The organism is Arthrobacter sp. Y3221157, assembly GCF_059089865.1.
Window position 1 is genome coordinate 1 of sequence record NZ_JBNHFD010000036.1, and the last position, 15,218, is coordinate 15,218.

15 protein-coding genes and 2 pseudogenes are annotated in these 15,218 nt (G+C 68.1%); 6 read left to right on the plus strand and 11 right to left on the minus strand.

The window, feature by feature from the left end:
• The 7 genes from AC5RTT_RS11005 to AC5RTT_RS11035 form a co-directional block, all read right to left on the minus strand.
• Window positions 1-1,033 (minus strand): HRDC domain-containing protein (locus AC5RTT_RS11005; RefSeq protein WP_494145217.1); only part of this gene is annotated, 1,033 nt, incomplete at its 3' end.
• Between the two features lie 69 nt (window positions 1,034-1,102).
• Window positions 1,103-1,753 carry a DUF3000 domain-containing protein gene (locus AC5RTT_RS11010; protein WP_494052929.1) on the minus strand — a complete coding sequence of 217 codons (651 nt, stop codon included), beginning with the start codon at window positions 1,751-1,753 and terminating at the stop codon, window positions 1,103-1,105.
• Between the two features lie 58 nt (window positions 1,754-1,811).
• On the minus strand, window positions 1,812-2,912 hold the full coding sequence (locus AC5RTT_RS11015) for a threonine aldolase family protein (protein ID WP_494145241.1): 1,101 nt from the start codon (window positions 2,910-2,912) through the stop codon (window positions 1,812-1,814).
• Between the two features lie 31 nt (window positions 2,913-2,943).
• On the minus strand, window positions 2,944-3,678 hold the full coding sequence (locus tag AC5RTT_RS11020) for an SDR family NAD(P)-dependent oxidoreductase (RefSeq protein ID WP_494145218.1): 735 nt from the start codon (window positions 3,676-3,678) through the stop codon (window positions 2,944-2,946).
• Window positions 3,675-5,042 carry a DUF6421 family protein gene (locus tag AC5RTT_RS11025; RefSeq protein WP_494145219.1) on the minus strand — a complete coding sequence of 456 codons (1,368 nt, stop codon included), beginning with the start codon at window positions 5,040-5,042 and terminating at the stop codon, window positions 3,675-3,677. The genes AC5RTT_RS11020 and AC5RTT_RS11025 overlap by 4 nt, the downstream gene beginning before the upstream one ends.
• A gap of 143 nt (window positions 5,043-5,185) precedes the next feature.
• On the minus strand, window positions 5,186-5,734 hold the full coding sequence (msrB, locus tag AC5RTT_RS11030) for a peptide-methionine (R)-S-oxide reductase MsrB (protein WP_494145220.1): 549 nt from the start codon (window positions 5,732-5,734) through the stop codon (window positions 5,186-5,188).
• A 14-nt stretch (window positions 5,735-5,748) separates the two neighbouring features.
• The gene (locus tag AC5RTT_RS11035) at window positions 5,749-6,240 is read right to left on the minus strand and encodes a hypothetical protein (RefSeq protein ID WP_494145221.1); all 492 of its coding nucleotides are present in this window, start codon (window positions 6,238-6,240) and stop codon (window positions 5,749-5,751) included.
• A gap of 113 nt (window positions 6,241-6,353) precedes the next feature.
• Here AC5RTT_RS11035 and AC5RTT_RS11040 point away from each other — a divergent pair, with 113 nt between their 5' ends.
• The gene (locus AC5RTT_RS11040) at window positions 6,354-7,661 is read left to right on the plus strand and encodes an alpha/beta hydrolase family protein (RefSeq protein ID WP_494145222.1); all 1,308 of its coding nucleotides are present in this window, start codon (window positions 6,354-6,356) and stop codon (window positions 7,659-7,661) included.
• Here AC5RTT_RS11040 and ybaK read toward each other — a convergent pair.
• Genes ybaK through AC5RTT_RS11055 form a run of 3 tightly spaced genes read right to left on the minus strand, consistent with a single transcriptional unit; the run spans window position 7,645 to window position 9,570 of the window.
• The gene (gene ybaK / locus AC5RTT_RS11045; RefSeq protein ID WP_494145223.1) at window positions 7,645-8,139 is read right to left on the minus strand and encodes a Cys-tRNA(Pro) deacylase; all 495 of its coding nucleotides are present in this window, start codon (window positions 8,137-8,139) and stop codon (window positions 7,645-7,647) included. The two genes, AC5RTT_RS11040 and ybaK, sit on opposite strands and share 17 nt — an antisense overlap.
• 11 nt (window positions 8,140-8,150) lie before the next feature.
• Window positions 8,151-8,612, minus strand: a complete 462-nt coding sequence (locus tag AC5RTT_RS11050) for a SufE family protein (protein WP_494145224.1) — start codon at window positions 8,610-8,612, stop codon at window positions 8,151-8,153.
• Window positions 8,613-8,643: 31 nt separating this feature from the next.
• Window positions 8,644-9,570 (minus strand): sulfurtransferase, encoded by a 927-nt coding sequence (locus AC5RTT_RS11055; protein ID WP_494123703.1) that lies wholly within the window; start codon window positions 9,568-9,570, stop codon window positions 8,644-8,646.
• 229 nt (window positions 9,571-9,799) lie between these two features.
• Here AC5RTT_RS11055 and zapE point away from each other — a divergent pair, with 229 nt between their 5' ends.
• Entirely contained in the window at window positions 9,800-10,840 is a 1,041-nt protein-coding gene (zapE, locus tag AC5RTT_RS11060) for a cell division protein ZapE (RefSeq protein WP_494052937.1), read from the plus strand.
• Between the two features lie 3 nt (window positions 10,841-10,843).
• On the opposite strand, the pseudogene AC5RTT_RS11065 reads toward zapE, so the two are convergent.
• Window positions 10,844-11,770: pseudogene (locus tag AC5RTT_RS11065) on the minus strand (benzoate/H(+) symporter BenE family transporter); the annotation flags it as partial.
• On the opposite strand from AC5RTT_RS11065, the pseudogene AC5RTT_RS11070 reads away from it, so the two are divergent.
• From AC5RTT_RS11070 to AC5RTT_RS11085, 4 genes and pseudogenes are all read left to right on the plus strand, one after another.
• A pseudogene (locus AC5RTT_RS11070) lies at window positions 11,691-12,485 on the plus strand (sensor histidine kinase); the annotation flags it as partial. The pseudogenes AC5RTT_RS11065 and AC5RTT_RS11070 sit on opposite strands and share 80 nt — an antisense overlap.
• A 35-nt stretch (window positions 12,486-12,520) precedes the next feature.
• Window positions 12,521-13,237 carry a LytR/AlgR family response regulator transcription factor gene (locus AC5RTT_RS11075; RefSeq protein WP_494145225.1) on the plus strand — a complete coding sequence of 239 codons (717 nt, stop codon included), beginning with the start codon at window positions 12,521-12,523 and terminating at the stop codon, window positions 13,235-13,237.
• Window positions 13,234-13,584: a DUF485 domain-containing protein gene (locus AC5RTT_RS11080; RefSeq protein WP_494145226.1), complete on the plus strand. Its 351-nt coding sequence runs from the start codon at window positions 13,234-13,236 to the stop codon at window positions 13,582-13,584. The genes AC5RTT_RS11075 and AC5RTT_RS11080 overlap by 4 nt, the downstream gene beginning before the upstream one ends.
• Window positions 13,585-13,651: 67 nt before the next feature.
• Window positions 13,652-15,118: a sodium/solute symporter gene (locus tag AC5RTT_RS11085; protein WP_494145227.1), complete on the plus strand. Its 1,467-nt coding sequence runs from the start codon at window positions 13,652-13,654 to the stop codon at window positions 15,116-15,118.
• Window positions 15,119-15,218 lie beyond the last annotated feature (100 nt).

Below are 15,218 nucleotides of genomic sequence, written 5' to 3' on the forward strand. Positions count from 1 at the left end.
AGACGCGGGGCGGGGGCGGGGCGTTCGTCGCCAGGTGCAGCGGAGGCAGTTCCTCGAGGTCCCGGGCGGCGGCAATGCACCGCAGCCAGCGTGGAGCCTCCCGCTGTGCCGCCCTGCCATGGAATCCCTTGGTGCCCAGCAACTGCGGCACGGTGGCGGGCATAGCCTTCGCGGCCGCCACCAGGGCGGAGTCGGGAATCAGCCGTCCCGGTGCCACGTCCCGTTTCTGTGCCAGGGAGTCGCGTTCCAGCCACAGCTCCCGGACGGCGGCGAGCTGGCGGCGGTCCCGGATCTGGTGCAGGCCGGAGGTTTTCCGCCAGGGATCAACCCGCGGCGGGGCCACGCCGGCAGCGAGGATGGCGGCAAACTCCTGCTCGGCGTACCCGAGCTTCCCGTCGGCTTCCAGCAGCTCCACCAGCTCTTCACGCAGCTCGCTGAGCACCTCGACGTCTAGGGCGGCGTAGCGGAGCCAGGGTTCCGGAAGGGGCCTGGTGGACCAGTCCGCTGCCGAATGTTCCTTGGCGAGGCTGAATCCCAGGAGCTGCTCGATGACCGCAGCCAGGCCAACCCGGGGCAGGCCCGCCAGGCGTGCGGCGAGTTCGGTATCGAAGAGCTTGTCCGGCCACATGCCCAACTCCAGGAGGCAGGGCAGGTCCTGGGTGGCCGCGTGGAGGATCCATTCGACGCCGCGGAGGGCGTCATTGATGATGGTGAGGTTTTCGAAGGGTTCGGGATCGATCAGCCAGGTGCCGGCGCCTTCGCGGCGGATCTGGACCAGGAACGCCCGCTGTCCGTAACGGAAACCGGAAGCGCGTTCGGCGTCAACACCCGCCGGGCCCGTGCCGGCAGCAATGGCGGCGGCGCACCGCTCCAGCCCGGCCTGGGTTTCGATGACCAGCGGCACGCCCTCCCGGGGTGCTGCCAGCTCGATGATTTCGGGGATGGGGCTGTCGAAGCCTTCCACCGTGATGTGGGGTGCGGTATCAGCAGCCGGGACGCCGGCCGTGGTGTTTTCCGGAATATTAGGGGTCATGATGCCCTTAGTTTACCGGGCAGCCCCGGAAAGGCGGCCTGCCTGCACGCCGGCAGCGGTGCGCGTGCACTAGTTCCGGCGCCGGTGCGGCAGGGGCGTCACGCCGTCGGGCAGCGGAGGCAGCCCGGCGAACGTGCATACCATGTCGGACCACGCTTCAAGGTGGGCAGTGACGTCGGAGGACGCCGGGGTCCACGACGCCCGGAGCTCGATGTCGATGGACCCCGGCCGTTCAGCGAGGGTGCCGAAGCTTTCGGACAGGACCCGCGTGGCCGTGCCGCCCGCTGCCCGGTAGGGCGCCTTGTGGTTCTCCAGCGCTTCCACCAGCCAGGTCCAGGCCACCGTTCCAAGCATTTCGTCGTTGCCCATCTCCGGCTCCAGCTCGGCCCTGATGTAGGTCACGATCCGGAATTCGCCATCCCAGACGGCCGAGCCCTCGGGGTCGTGGAGAAGGATGAACCGCCCGGTTGCCAGCTCCGTTTCGGAGTCGTCCCCGGAACCCGCCGCGGCCGCCAGGGCCATTGCGGCGGGTCCGTGCAGGGGAGTGGCAGGAGTGGCGGCACCGGGCGCCATGACTTCTGCTCCCAATGCGACGGCAAAGGGGGCAAGGCGCGCGGGCGCGGGAATTTCCGCGAGGCGGAGTTCCTTGCGGCACTGGGCTTTCCTGAGGGTTCCCAAGGCGTGGAGAAAATCCGGGGGAACCTGGTCAAGTGCGTTCACCTTGGCAGATTACGCAACAGGCCAAGGCAGAACGGGAAGGCTCGCCGTCACCGGCGGCCTAGGTGCCCTGCCCGCTCCGGTAATCGCGGAGTTCGTGGCGGATAGCGGCAGCGAAGGCATCAACGTCCTCCTCGGTGGTGTCGAAGGAGCACATCCAGCGGACTTCCCCGGCGGCCTCGTTCCAGTCGTAGAACCGGAAGGACGTGCGGAGCCTGTCTGCCACGCCTGGGGGCAGCATGGCAAAGACGCCGTTGGATTCGGTTTTCTGGGTGGGCCGGACTCCGTCGATGGTGTCGACGGCGGCGCGCAGGCGGGCAGCCATGGCGTTGGCATGCGAGGCCGACCGCAGCCAGAGGCCACCCTCGAGGAGGGCGATGAACTGGGCGGACAGGAACCGCATCTTGGAGGCCAGCTGCATGTTCATCTTGCGGAGGTAGACCAGCCCGTGGGCGGCCTCCGGGTTGAGTGCCACCACCACTTCGCCGAACAGCAGGCCGTTCTTGGTGCCCCCGAAAGAGAGGATGTCCACGCCGGCATCCCGGGTGAAGTCCCGCAGCGGAACTTGCAGGTGGGCGGCGGCGTTGGCCAGCCGGGCGCCGTCCATGTGCAGCTTCATGCCCCGGGCGTGGGCATGGCCCGCGATGGCGCGGACTTCCTCCGGGGTGTAGCAGGTGCCAAGCTCGGTGGTCTGGGTGATGGAGACGGCGAGCGGCTGGGCGCGGTGTTCGTCGCCCCAGCCCCAGGCCTCGCGGTCGATCAGTTCGGGCGTCAGCTTGCCGTCCGGGGTGGGGACGTGCAGCAGCTTGATGCCGCCGATCCGCTCGGGGGCGCCGTTCTCATCCATGTTGATGTGCGCGGTGGAGGCGCACACCACGGCGCCCCAGCGGGGCAGCAGCGACTGCAGGGCCAGGACATTGGCACCGGTCCCGTTGAAGACGGGAAAGCATTCGATGCCTGGCCCGAAGTGCTCCGCCATCAGTTCTTCCAGCCGTGCCGTGTAGTCATCCTCTCCGTAGGAGACCTGGTGCCCGCCGTTCGCGGCGGCGAGGGCTGCGAGGATCTCGGGGTGGACGCCGGAGTAGTTGTCCGAGGCAAAGCCACGCACGCCGGGATCGTGCAGCCGCGCCGCGTGCCCGGTTTCTGCCGTTGTTGTTGTCATGCTTTTGCTCACGCTTTCAGTCTAGGTACAGTCACTGCGGCGGCTGGCCGGCCAGCCGGAGGCGCGTGCCGTTCAGTTCGTCCGCGGGCGCCTTGAAGAGCCGGACGACGGCGGCCGCCAGCTCCTCCACGTCCGTGGCGCCCGGGAAGGAGCGTTCCGGGTGGCTGCGCCGCAGGCCTTCGTCCACCAAGGCCTTCACCACCAGCACGACGGCGGCAGCCTGCCCGCCGTCCACCTTGCGGAAGCCGTCTGCCATCGCCATGGTCCAGGCTTCAGCGGCCGCCTTGGCTGCGACATAGCTGGCCACGCCTGCCGTGGGCTGGTCAAGGGCCGTGGAGGAGACCATAACGAACCTGCCGTTGCCCGAGGCGGCGATGTCATCGAAGAACACGCGGGAGACATTGCGCAGTGTGGTGACTGCGCCCTGGTGCAGGAAGTCCCAGTCCTCGTCGGACTGGTCCGGGATGCCGGAGGCGCCGCGCCAGCCGCCCACCAGGTGGATTACCGCGTCCACCGGCCCCGCGGCTGCGGAAACTTCCTCCCGCAGCCGCCGGACGTCGTCGAGCCTGGCAAGGTCGCACACCAGGGGGGTGACGCCGTCGCCCGCCTGCTGTGCCGCTGCCTCGATCCGGTGCCGGTCGGAGCCGACCGTGAAGATTCGGCAGCCGGCCTGGTGGAGCGCGCGGGCCACCGCCACGCCGGAGGCGCCGCTGCCGCCCGTGACCAGGACGTTCAGCGGTAGTTCGCCGTTCCGGGGGCTGCTCACAGTGCGGAGCTGCCGGTGATGCCGGCGGTGGATTCGATAACGGGGCGCATTTTCTTTTCCAATGCCTCGTAGAACATGGACAGCGGGAACTCGTCGTCCAGCACCTGGTCGGTGAGGCCCCGCGGCGGACCCGCGAGGGGCAGCGCTTCCGGTCCCTTGGCCCAGACCGACGCCGGATTTGGGGTGACGGTCGCGGAGATCAGCTCGTAGGCGGCCAGCCAGTGCGCGGTCTTGGGCCGGTCGATGGAGCGCCAGTACAGGTCATCAATGGCGGTGCCGAGGGCAATGACGGCGTCAGCCACTTCATCCCAGTCGATGGTGAGCCGGGTGTCGGTCCAGTGGAGGACATGGTGCTGGTGCAGCCACGCGAAAAGGAGTTGTCCGCCCAGGCCGTCGTAGTTGCGGACCCGGCTGCCAGTGATGGCGAAGCGGAAGATGCGGTCGAAGATGATGGCGTACTGCACCAGCTTCGCGTGCCGGCGTGCCTCCGGATCCGCGTCCTCGTCCTGCTCGATCCGCACGGACTCGCGGAAGGCAGTCAGGTCGCAGCGGAGCTCTTCCAGGGAGTACAGGAAGAACGGCATGCGCTGCTTGATCATGAACGGGTCGAAGGGCAGGTCGCCGCGCATGTGGGTGCGGTCGTGGATCAGGTCCCACATCACGAAGGTGGCCTCCGTGAGGTCCTGGTCGGCGAGCATGTCCGCGGCACCTTCGGGCAGGTCCAGGCAGGTGATCCCGGCGGCCGCCTTCAGGACGCGGCGGAAGCGGGCTGCTTCCCGATCGGCGAAGATCGCGCCCCACGTGAAGGTGGGGGTTTCGCTGACGGCAACGGTTTCGGGGAAGAGGACGGCGGAGTTGGTGTCATAGCCGGCCGTGAAGTCCAGGAAGCGGATGGGGACGAACAGCTTGTTGGAGTAGTCTCCGCTTTCCAGGCCGGCGATGAATTCCGGCCAGATGACCTCGATGAGGACTGCTTCCACGAGGCGGCTGCTGCTGCCGTTCTGCGTGTACATGGGGAAGATGACCAGGTGCTGCAGGCCGTCGCGGCGCTGCTCCTGTGGTTGGAAGGCGAGCAGGGAGTTCAGGAAATCGGGCACACCGAACCCGCCGGCCTGCCACGCTGCGAAGTCACTGCAGGCAGCATCGAGATATGCGGCGTCGTGCGGGAACGCGGGGGCCAGGGCCCGGACCGCGGCGGTGATCTCGTCAACGGAAGCGGAAGCCGCGGCATGCGCTGCCGAGTCGGGGATTGAACCGTCCTGCGCCTGCAGGAGCTGGAGTGCCGCGGCCGCGGCCTTGAGCCGGAGCCAGTCCGGGGTGGTGGCGGAGATTCCGGTCAGTGCGGGGGTCAGGACTTCGGTCATCGTCGGCTGCCTTTCTGTTTGCTTGCTGTCTATGGGGAGCGTAACAAGCAACCAGAAGAACTAATCTCAAAAGTGGTCCAGCCCAAGAAACACTGTTGCTCAGGGCTGAAGCGGAGGGCCCGAGCCCTCCGGGTGCTGGGGGATCAGGCCTCGGGGCTTTCGCCGCTGACCTGCGGTTCTTCCCGCGGAACCAGCTTCAGGGACACGGAATTGATGCAGTAGCGCTGGTCCGTGGGAGTGCCATAGCCTTCGCCCTCAAAGACGTGGCCAAGGTGGGAGTCGCAGGTTCCGCAGCGGACTTCCACGCGGTCCATGCCAAGGGTGCGGTCATGGATGTAGCGGACCTTCCCCTCAGCCAGCGGAGCCCAGAAGGACGGCCAGCCGCAATGGGAGTCGAACTTCTCGTTGCTGGTGAACAGTTCCGTCCCGCAGGCGCGGCACTGGTAGGTGCCCGCCGTGTGCGTGTCCCAGTACTCTCCCGTGAAGGGACGCTCGGTGCCGGCCTGCCGGAGGACGTAGAACTCCTCCGGAGTCAGTTCCTGCCGCCATTCGGCATCGCTTTTCCGGACGGTGCCGGTTCCGTCGGCGGTTTCCGTGGCGGACTCCTCGTGGGCGGTGTCCTGCACTGCGGCAGGGTCCGCGACGGCGTGGGTGGCCCGGTTACCGAAGATGCTGTTTCCGAAGATGTTCATACGGTTGTCAACGCTCAGGAGTCGCCGATAAATCCCGAGCCCGCGTACAGGTGCAGCACGGGCACGCCCAGCCGGTCCTGCGCCTTGTTGGCCCAGTCCGTATGGAAGGTGTCGGCCACGGCATGGGGCCGGGTGATCACCACTGCCTGGGACGCGCCGGTCTCGCGGACTTTGGCCACCAGGCCGTCAACCGCTCCGCCCTCCACCACCTCACCTGTAACGCCGCTGCCCAGTCCTTCGAGGGCAGCGACCGAGGCCGCCAGTGTTTCCGCCGCGTGGGCCCGCTCGGTGCCCGGATCAGGTGCGCCCGCTGCCAGTTCCCGGAAAGCCTTGGCAATGTCCAGCAGGGAAAGGTTCTCGAGGAAATCCACCAGCAGGTGCCGCTCGGTGTTGGCGGGCACCAGCACAAGGAGGCGTGTCTCTGCTCCGTCCACAAGCCGTTCGATGTTCACGCGGTCGTCCGCGCCCAGGGGTTCTTCGGTCAGGATGACGATGGGTTCGCTCATGGCCTTAGCCTAGCCCTGCGCCCGGGGAGCCGCACCCGGTCACCGCCCGGCTCCCGGGTGCGTCCGCGGTCTAGGAATGCGGGCTACCGTCCGCGGGCGGTAAGAATAGTGCCATGGCTCTTTTCCAGCGCACCGGCCCGGTTCCCGTATCACCCGCCAGCGAATCCGGCGGGATGTCATCGCGGGCCAAGTGGGCCATCGGCGGCGCGATAGGCGGCGGGGCCCTGGCCGGACTCCTTGCCACCGGCTCGTCGGCCCTGGCGGTCTACTTCGCCCGGCGGGTCATCACCCCCTCCCGGCAGCGGACCTCAGACCAGGAGGTGCTGGCCGTGATCCGGGACGGCCAGAAACAGCAGGTGATCCTTGCCGCCACCGACGACACAACCGTGGACGGTGTGTATGGGTTCTTCTTCGACGGCGGCCAGGGGCACGCGCGGATCGGCCGGATCGTGTCTTATTCTCCGTCGGAGCGGACAGTGCTGCGCGAAGTGGAAGCAGTGTACGCCGGCGACCTTTCCACTGCACGCTGGGGCTGGTGGAGCGGGGCTGTCTACCCGGACCCGGCCGCCGTCGGGCTTCCAGCGGAGGACGTGGTGATCCCGGTGGACCGCGGCGAGGCGCCGGCGTGGCTGGTGCGTGCCGGTGGCACTGCCCGGACGTGGGCGGTGATGGTGCACGGCCGGGGCGCCAGCCGGCAAGAGGCGCTGCGTGCCGTGGGTCCGGCGCTGGAACTCGGCCTGACCAGCCTGCTGGTCTCCTATCGCAACGACGGGCTCGCGCCCTCGGCCGGTGACGGGCGGTATGGCCTGGGCTCCACGGAATGGCGGGACATTGAATCCGCCATTGAGTACGCGCTGGCCAACGGCGCGGAGGAAATCGTGCTGTTTGGCTGGTCGATGGGAGGTGCCATCTGCCTGCAGACCGCTGACCTGTCCCGGTACCGGCACCTGGTCCGTGCCATGGTGCTCGATGCCCCGGTGATCGACTGGGTGAACGTCCTGGCGCACCATGCGCAAATCAACCGGATTCCGTCCCTGGTGGGCCGGTACGGGCAGCTGATGCTCGGGCATCCGCTGGGACGCAGGCTGACCGGGCTCGCCGCGCCCGTGGACCTGAAAGAGATGGATTGGGTGTCCCGCGCCGTGGAACTGAGGACGCCCACGCTGATCATCCACAGCGTTGACGACGAATATGTGCCGTACACGCCGTCCACGCTGCTGGCGGAACGGAATCCGGAGATGGTCACCTTCGAGCCCTTCCACCAGGCCCGCCACACGAAGGAATGGAACGTGGACCCGGAACGCTGGGAGGGCCTCGTGAAAGCGTGGCTGCGGCAGCAGCTTGCACCTAGGCTGAACCCGGGGGACATGGGGACAGGCGCGGCAGACATATCTTGGCGTCGCCCTACGCCATCGAACTGATCGGTGCCGTGGCGGCGTTGGTCAGTCGGACAAGGTCTGCCGGGGCGAGTTCGACATCCAGGCCCCGCTTACCCCCGGAAACGAGCAGGCTTTCCAGCGTGAGGGCGCTGGAGTCCAGCACAGTGGGGGAGGGCAGCCGCTGGCCAAGCGGGGAGATGCCGCCAAGGACATAACCGGTCCTCCGCTGGGCTGCAGCGGGATCAGCCATTGCCGCCTTTTTCGCCCCCATGGCGGCGGCAAAGGCCTTCAGGTCAAGGCTTCCGCTGACAGGCACGATCCCCACCGCCAGCTTTCCCTCCACCTCGACCATCAGCGTTTTGAACACGCGGGCCGGATCGATGCCCAGGACTTCCGCGGCTTCGGTCCCGTAGCTGGCCACCGAGGGATCGTGGGTATAGGGGTGCAGCACAAAGGGAACCCCGGCCGCGGTCAGTGCCGCTGTGGCCGGGGTTCCCTGGAAAGCGCTCTTGCGTGCCACCGGTAGGCCGATCAGGCGCGGACGGCGCCGGCAGCGGCGACCTTGCGCTTGATCCTTCCCAGCATTGCCGTCATGCCGCGCATGCGCAGCGGCGTGATGGCCCGGGTGAGGCCGAGAAGTTCGGGCATGTCGTCCGGCACCGAGAGGATCTCTTGGGGCGACAGCCCGTCAAGCCCCTCATGCAGGACGCCGGCGAAACCGCGCGTGGTGGGAGCCTCGGCCGGGGCCTTGAAGTACAGGCGCACGGCAGGCGCCTGCCCGCCGTCGTTCTTCTCCGTCTCAATGGTGAGGAACAGCGGCGACTGGCACTCCACCACCTGCTCGAGGAGCTCGGGATGGTCGTTCAGCCGCTCCGGAAGCGGCGGCAGTCCCTCGGAGAACTCCAGCAGCAGCTGCAGCCTCTCGGGTTCGCTGAGGGCCTGGAAGTCGTCGACGATGGCCGCCAGGGCGGAGGGCAAGGCTTGAGTAGTCATCAGTCCAAGTTTACGCGGGACGGTGTCCGCGTCAGACTCCTGCCGGGACGGAAACGGAACCGCGCTCGGCGCCCTTGACGATCGGGACGCGGACAGCATTGCCCCACTCGGTCCATGAGCCGTCATAGTTGCGGACGGACTCGAAGCCCAGGAGGTACTTGAGGGCGAACCAGGTGTGGCTGGAGCGCTCTCCGATGCGGCAGTAGGCCACCACGTCGTCGCCCGCGGTGAGGCCGGCCTCGCCCAGGTAGATGGCCTCGAGTTCCTCGCGGCTCCGGTAGGTGCCGTCAGCTGCGGCGGCCCGTGCCCAGGGGACGGAGGCGGCGGTGGGGATGTGGCCGCCGCGCAGGGCGCCTTCCTCCGGGTAGGCGGGCATGTGCGTGCGCTGGCCCGTGTACTCCTCCGGGGAGCGGACGTCGATCAGCGGCCCGGTGCCCAGGTGCGCCAGGACGTCTTCCTTGAACGCGCGGATGGGAGCGTCGTCGCGCTCCACCACGGGGTAGTTGCCGGCGGCGGGTGCGGGCTTGTCCTTGGTCAGTTCCCGGCCTTCGGCAATCCACTTGTCCCGGCCGCCGTCGAGCAGCCGGACGTCCTGGTGGCCGAAAAGGGTGAAGACCCACAGGGCATAGGCGGCCCACCAGTTGGACTTGTCGCCGTAGATGACCACTGTTGTGTCCCGGGAAATGCCCTTCGACGCCGCGAGCTTGGCGAAGGCGGCTCCGTCCACATAGTCGCGCGTCACCTCGTCGTTCAAGTCCGTGTGCCAGTCAATCTTCACGGCACCGGGGATGTGGCCTGTTTCGTACAGGAGCACGTCCTCGTCGGACTCAACGACCACCAGGTCGCCGTTGGCCACGGCACCCTCTGCAAGGGCTGCAGCAAGCCATTCAGTGGAGACCAGGCGCTCGGGGTGGGCGTAGGCGGCGAACTTCTCGTTCTGCTCAACGGGGTAGGGCATTGGTGATGGCCTTTCATTAGAGACACGGGAGGACCGCTGGACCTGGAGTGGCACCGGCGTCGGGATCTGTTCCCACACTAGCCACCGCCCCGCACGTTGTCCGTATTCCGTTAACAGGACGAAATGTTGCCTTGGTCACTGCGGCGCCGGCAGCAGGCCGGGAAACCGGGCGGGGCACCGCATTGCCGGTATCCTTTCTGGGGACCTCCTACCAGCAGAACGGACCACCTTGGTACAGATCGAACAGCTTGCCGCCCGCACCCCGGCAGTTTCGGTGGATGAACTCCTCCAGGGCTTCTATCCCTCGCCCCGGTTCGGCCAGGTGTCATTCGCCAGCTACCGTCCGGACCCCAAGCAGCCGAGCCAGGCCGCGGCAGTCCGGGCACTCCAGGGTTTCGCCGACGGCGTGGGCCCGGCCAACGGCGGCGGCGGCCTGTTCAAGAAGCTGTTCGGCAAGAAGGACGACTCCCGCGCCGGGATCTACCTGGACGGCGGCTTCGGCGTGGGCAAGACCCACCTGCTGGCCTCGCTGTGGCACGCGTCCCCGGGCCCCAAGGCCTTCGGCACGTTCGTTGAATACACCAACCTGGTGGGCGCCCTGTCCTTCCGGAAAACCGTGGACGCACTCAGCAGCTACAGGCTGGTCTGCATTGACGAGTTCGAACTGGACGATCCGGGCGACACCGTCCTGATGTCCCGGCTGATGCGGGAACTGGCCGACGCCGGCGTCAAACTCGCCGCAACGTCCAATACGCTGCCTGGTTCCCTGGGTGACGGGCGGTTCGCAGCGGTGGACTTCCAGCGTGAGATCCAGGTGTTGGCGGACCAGTTCGACGTCATCCGGATTGACGGCGAGGACTTCCGGCACCGCGGGCTGCCAGCCGCGCCGGCGCCCCTGAAGAACAGCGAACTGTCCTCGCACATGAAGGCAGAGTTCGACGGCAAGACGGTGGCCCAGGACGAATTCTCCACGCTGATCCACCACCTCGCGGGCGTGCACCCCAGCCGTTACCGGCAGCTGATCGACGGCATCGACGGTGTGGTGTGGCGGAACGTGGAAACCATCACCGAGCAGGCCGTGGCGCTGCGGTTCGTGGTCCTCGCCGACCGCCTCTACGACAAGGACGTCCCCATCCTTGCCAGCGGCGTCCCGTTCGACAAGCTCTTCACCGAGGAAATGATGACGGGCGGCTACATGAAGAAGTACTTCCGTGCCGTATCGCGCCTCACCGCGCTGGCCCGCGAGGGCCAGAACCACGAACCCTCCTAGCGGCTAGCCTGCAGCCCGGGGGAGGCGGGGCTTCAGGACGGCCCGGACCAGCAGGCCGGCAGCCAGTGCCCAGAATGCCGAGCCGATGCCCAGGAAAGCCAGCCCGGACGCCGCAGCCAGGAAGGTGACGGACGGGGCAATTCTGTCCTCGGGATCGGCCAGTGCCGCGGAGACTGCGGCGGCCAGGGTCCCCAGCAGCGCCAGTCCGGCCACGGCTTCCAGCATCCCCCCGGGCGCGGCGTTGACCAGGGTGACGAGGGCCGCCGAGAATGCAGCCAGGACCAGGTAGGCAAGGCCGGAGGTGACACCGGCAACCCACCGCCGGCTCCGGTCGTGGCCGGCCTCTTCACCCGCGGCAAGCGCGGCGCTCAGCGCGGCGAGGTTGATGGCGTGGCCACCGAAGGACGCGCCGAGGGCAGTGCCCGCGCCGGTCACCAGCATGGCCGGCCGCCACGGTGTGTCGTATCCGAAGGAGCGCAGGACTGCCACCCCGGGTACATTCTGCGAAGCCATGGTCACCACGAACAGCGGCAGGGCTATGCCCACCATGGCCTGCAGGCTGAACGACGGGGTGGTCCAGACCAGCGTGGGCAGCAAAGTTGTTTGCGGGATGCCTGTCCCGCTGGCCGCCAGCGCAACGGCGATCACTCCGAGGGCAACCAGCAGGGCACCCGGCACTGCCCAGCGCGGCGCGAACCTCATCAGCAGCAGCCAGCAGATGATGACCGGACCCACCAGCAGGGGGACGGTGCCCAGGGCCTTGAACGGTGCGAGGCAAAGCTGCAGGAGCACGCCGGCGAGCATGGCCTGCGCCAGCGACGTCGGGATCCGTGCCATCAGCCGGCCCAGTGCCGGCACCAGGCCGGTCAGGGCTATCAGTACCCCCGTGGCAAGGAACGCTCCGACGGCGGCCGGCCACCCGCCGTCGGCCGGCGCCGGACTGGTGCGGGCCACCGGCGAGGTGGCGGACTGGGTGGCGGTCCAGGTGGAGCTGGCGGAGCTGGAAGCGTCCCGGACCCTGCTGATGGAAGCCGAGGTGCGGGCGCTGCGGGCCCAGATCAGCCCGCACTTCATCTACAACTCCCTCAACGCCATCGCCTCCTTCATCAACACGGATCCCCAGCGGGCGCGGGAACTGGTGGTCGAGTTCGCGGACTTCACGCGCTATTCGTTCCGCCGGCACGGGGACTTCACCACGCTCGCCGAGGAACTGCGCTGCATTGACCGCTACCTGCTGTTGGAGCGCGCCCGCTTCGGCGAGCGGGTGCAGGTCAGCCTGCGGGTGGCGCCCGAGGTGCTCAGCACGGTGATCCCGTTCCTCAGCCTGCAGCCGCTGGTGGAGAACGCCGTGCGGCACGGCCTGGAAGCCAAGGAAGGGCCGGGCCACATCAGCATCACGGCGGAAGACGCAGGAGCGTTCGCCGAGGTGACCATCGAGGACGACGGCGTGGGCATGGACCCGGCGCAGCTCCAGTCAATGCTCGCCGGGCATACCGATGGCGAGCACGTGGGGCTGCGGAACGTGGACGCCCGGCTCCGCCAGGTCTACGGCAACGACCACGGCCTGGTCATCGAGACAGCCCCAGGCGAAGGCACCCTGATCACCATGCGGGTGCCCAAGTCCCAGCCCGGCCATGACGCCTGATCCGGCTTCCGCCGCCGGAAAGCTACCCTAGGAGGATGATTAACGTCCTCGTCGTTGATGATGAGCTGCCCGCCGTGGAAGAACTCGCGTTCCTGCTGGGCAGGGACGGCCGGATTGGCAAAATCTTCCGCGCGACGTCCGGGACCGAAGCCCTCCGGGCCTTGTCCACCGGGTCCGTGGACGCCGTCTTCCTGGACATCCATATGCCGGCCGTCTCCGGACTGGACGTCGCCCGCGCCATTTCCACGAGCAGCAACCCGCCGGCGGTAGTGTTTGTCACCGCGGACGAGGAACACGCCCTGGCGGCCTTCGAACTCGCCGCCGTCGACTACCTCCTCAAGCCCATCCGGGCAGAGCGCCTGGCCCGGTCGGTGGGCCGGATCGCAGAGCTGCGCGACGGCGGCGGCTCGCCGGAGATGATCACGGTGGACCAGGGCGGAACCACCAAAATGATCAGGCGCGACGACGTCACGCACGTGCAGGCGCAGGGAGACTATGCCCGGCTCCACACAGCCGACGCCAGCTACCTCATCCGGGTGCCGCTGGCCGATCTTGAGCAGCAGTGGGCGGAGGCCGGTTTTATCCGCACGCACCGTTCCTACCTGGTGTCACTCAAGCACGTCACCTCCATGAAGCTTGCGGCCGACGGTCCCTGCGTCACGGTGGCAGGGGCCAGCCTTCCGATCAGCCGGCGACACCTGCCCCTGGTGCGGGAAAAGCTTGAGGCCACCCGGATCAGGCCCAGCGCATGACCAGGGTGCGCGTGACCGCTCCCGCCACCTCGGCCCGGGCCGCGCAGGAGAGCCGCGAAGCCGCGCTGGAATCGGACGTGGGCCAGGTTTTCGTCCGGTCCCTGATCAGGTCGCAGCTGCGGCTGGCCCTGGTGGTGGCTTTCGGCTTCCTGCTGATCCTTGCCGCGTTTCCGCTGCTCCTGGCAACAGTCCCGGGCTTGTCCGAAGCCCGCGTGGCGGGAATCCCGTTCGGCTGGCTCCTGCTGGGGGTGGGAATCTACCCCGTGATCGGGCTCAGCGCGTGGCTGTACATCCGGACTGCCGCCCGCAACGAGGCCCGCTACCGCGACCTGGCCGGTGACCAGTGAGCGCGGTGCCCAACGAGCATGGTGCCGGTGACCAGGGTGCTGGCGGGCAGGGCAAGGTGACGCCACAGTGAATCCCGGCGTCGCGATCACCGCCCTGGCCGTGGTTTCCGTGGCCACAGCGGTGATCGGCTTTTACGGCCTGCGGATCTCCCGCACCACCGGCGACTTCTATGTGGCATCACGGACCGTGCGCCCCTGGTGGAATGCCTCGGCCATTGGCGGCGAGTACCTGTCCGCCGCGAGTTTCCTGGGTGTGGCCGGACTCATCCTGCTGTCCGGTACCGACGCGCTGTGGTTTCCGGTGGGATACACGGCGGGGTACCTGATGCTGCTGCTGTTCGTGGCGGCGCCGCTGCGGCGCTCCGGCGCGTACACGATTCCTGATTTCACCGAGGCCAGGCTGGACTCGCGGGCCGCCCGCAAGGTCACCAGCCTGGTGGTGGTGCTGGTGGGCTGGCTCTACATCGTCCCGCAGCTCCAGGGCGCCGCCCTGACCATCCGGATCACCACCGGCCTGCCGTCGTGGGTGGGTTCCCTGGCTGTCGTGGTGGTCGTCTGCCTCACGGTGGTGGCTGGCGGGATGCGCTCCATCACGTTCGTCCAGGCGTTCCAGTACTGGCTGAAGCTGACAGCCCTGGCGGTGCCCGTGCTGTTCATCATGTTCATGCTCGCCGGCAACGGCACCCCCGAGCTGTCGCCGCCGGCGGTCAATCCCACCGGTGCACCCCCTGCCGGGCTCTACCAGGGCATTTCCCTGATGGTGGCCCTGCTGTTCGGCACGCTGGGGCTGCCGCACGTGCTGGTCCGGTTCTACACCAACCCGGACGGGCATTCCGCGCGGCGGACCACCCTGATCGTCCTGGGGCTGCTCTCCGTCTTCTACCTGTTTCCCACCGCCTGCGGTCTAGTGGCACGAATGTTTGCCCCGGACCTGGCTCGTTCCGGCCAGGCCGACGCAGTGGTGCTCCTGCTTCCGGGGAAACTGGTGGGCGGAACGGCCGGGGAACTGCTCTCGGCGCTGGTGGTGGCGGGCGCGTTCGCCGCGTTCCTGTCCACCACGTCGGGCCTGGTGGTCTCCCTGGCTGGCGTGATCAGCCAGGACGTCCTGGGCGCCGGCGTTAACGGGTTCCGGCTCGCGGCGGTAGTGTCCGCCGTCGTGCCGCTGGGATTTGCCTTCGTGACCGATTCCTTCACCCTGGCCGGCAGCGTAGGCCTGGTATTCGCCTTTACCGCCTCCACCGTTTGTCCCGTCCTGCTCTTGGGCATCTGGTGGCGGGGCCTCACCGACGCCGGCGCCATCGCCGGGATGGTGACCGGCGGGCTTCTGTGCGGCGGGGCCATGATCACGAGCGCGGTGGCCGGGGCCGGGAATACCCCTGGCTGGCTGGCACAGCCGGCTGCGTGGAGCGTCCCCGCAGCCTTCGCGGTGATGGTGGTTGTTTCACTCGCCACTGCCCCGCGGGTACCGAAGTCCATGGCACGGGTCATGACCCGCCTGCACACCCCGGAGCGGCCGCTGGCCACGGAACGCTGATTCACCGAGGTTTTCGGATGCGTTCGTCCTGCTGGCCGTGATAGTCCTCTTCATTGACGTGGCAATGGGCCTGCCCACCCAGGTCCGGGTGATGAATGTC

What these genes read in the sequence shown, in the direction of transcription:
- AC5RTT_RS11015 (WP_494145241.1), bottom strand. Translation starts at nt 2,912, where the DNA reads ATGACAACAACAACGGCAGAAACCGGGCACGCGGCGCGGCTGCACGAT.
- AC5RTT_RS11025 (WP_494145219.1), bottom strand. Translation starts at nt 5,042, where the DNA reads ATGACCGAAGTCCTGACCCCCGCACTGACCGGAATCTCCGCCACCACC.
- msrB (WP_494145220.1), bottom strand. Translation starts at nt 5,734, where the DNA reads ATGAACATCTTCGGAAACAGCATCTTCGGTAACCGGGCCACCCACGCC.
- AC5RTT_RS11035 (WP_494145221.1), bottom strand. Translation starts at nt 6,240, where the DNA reads ATGAGCGAACCCATCGTCATCCTGACCGAAGAACCCCTGGGCGCGGAC.
- AC5RTT_RS11040 (WP_494145222.1), top strand. Translation starts at nt 6,354, where the DNA reads ATGGCTCTTTTCCAGCGCACCGGCCCGGTTCCCGTATCACCCGCCAGC.
- AC5RTT_RS11050 (WP_494145224.1), bottom strand. Translation starts at nt 8,612, where the DNA reads ATGACTACTCAAGCCTTGCCCTCCGCCCTGGCGGCCATCGTCGACGAC.
- AC5RTT_RS11055 (WP_494123703.1), bottom strand. Translation starts at nt 9,570, where the DNA reads ATGCCCTACCCCGTTGAGCAGAACGAGAAGTTCGCCGCCTACGCCCAC.
- AC5RTT_RS11075 (WP_494145225.1), top strand. Translation starts at nt 12,521, where the DNA reads ATGATTAACGTCCTCGTCGTTGATGATGAGCTGCCCGCCGTGGAAGAA.
- AC5RTT_RS11080 (WP_494145226.1), top strand. Translation starts at nt 13,234, where the DNA reads ATGACCAGGGTGCGCGTGACCGCTCCCGCCACCTCGGCCCGGGCCGCG.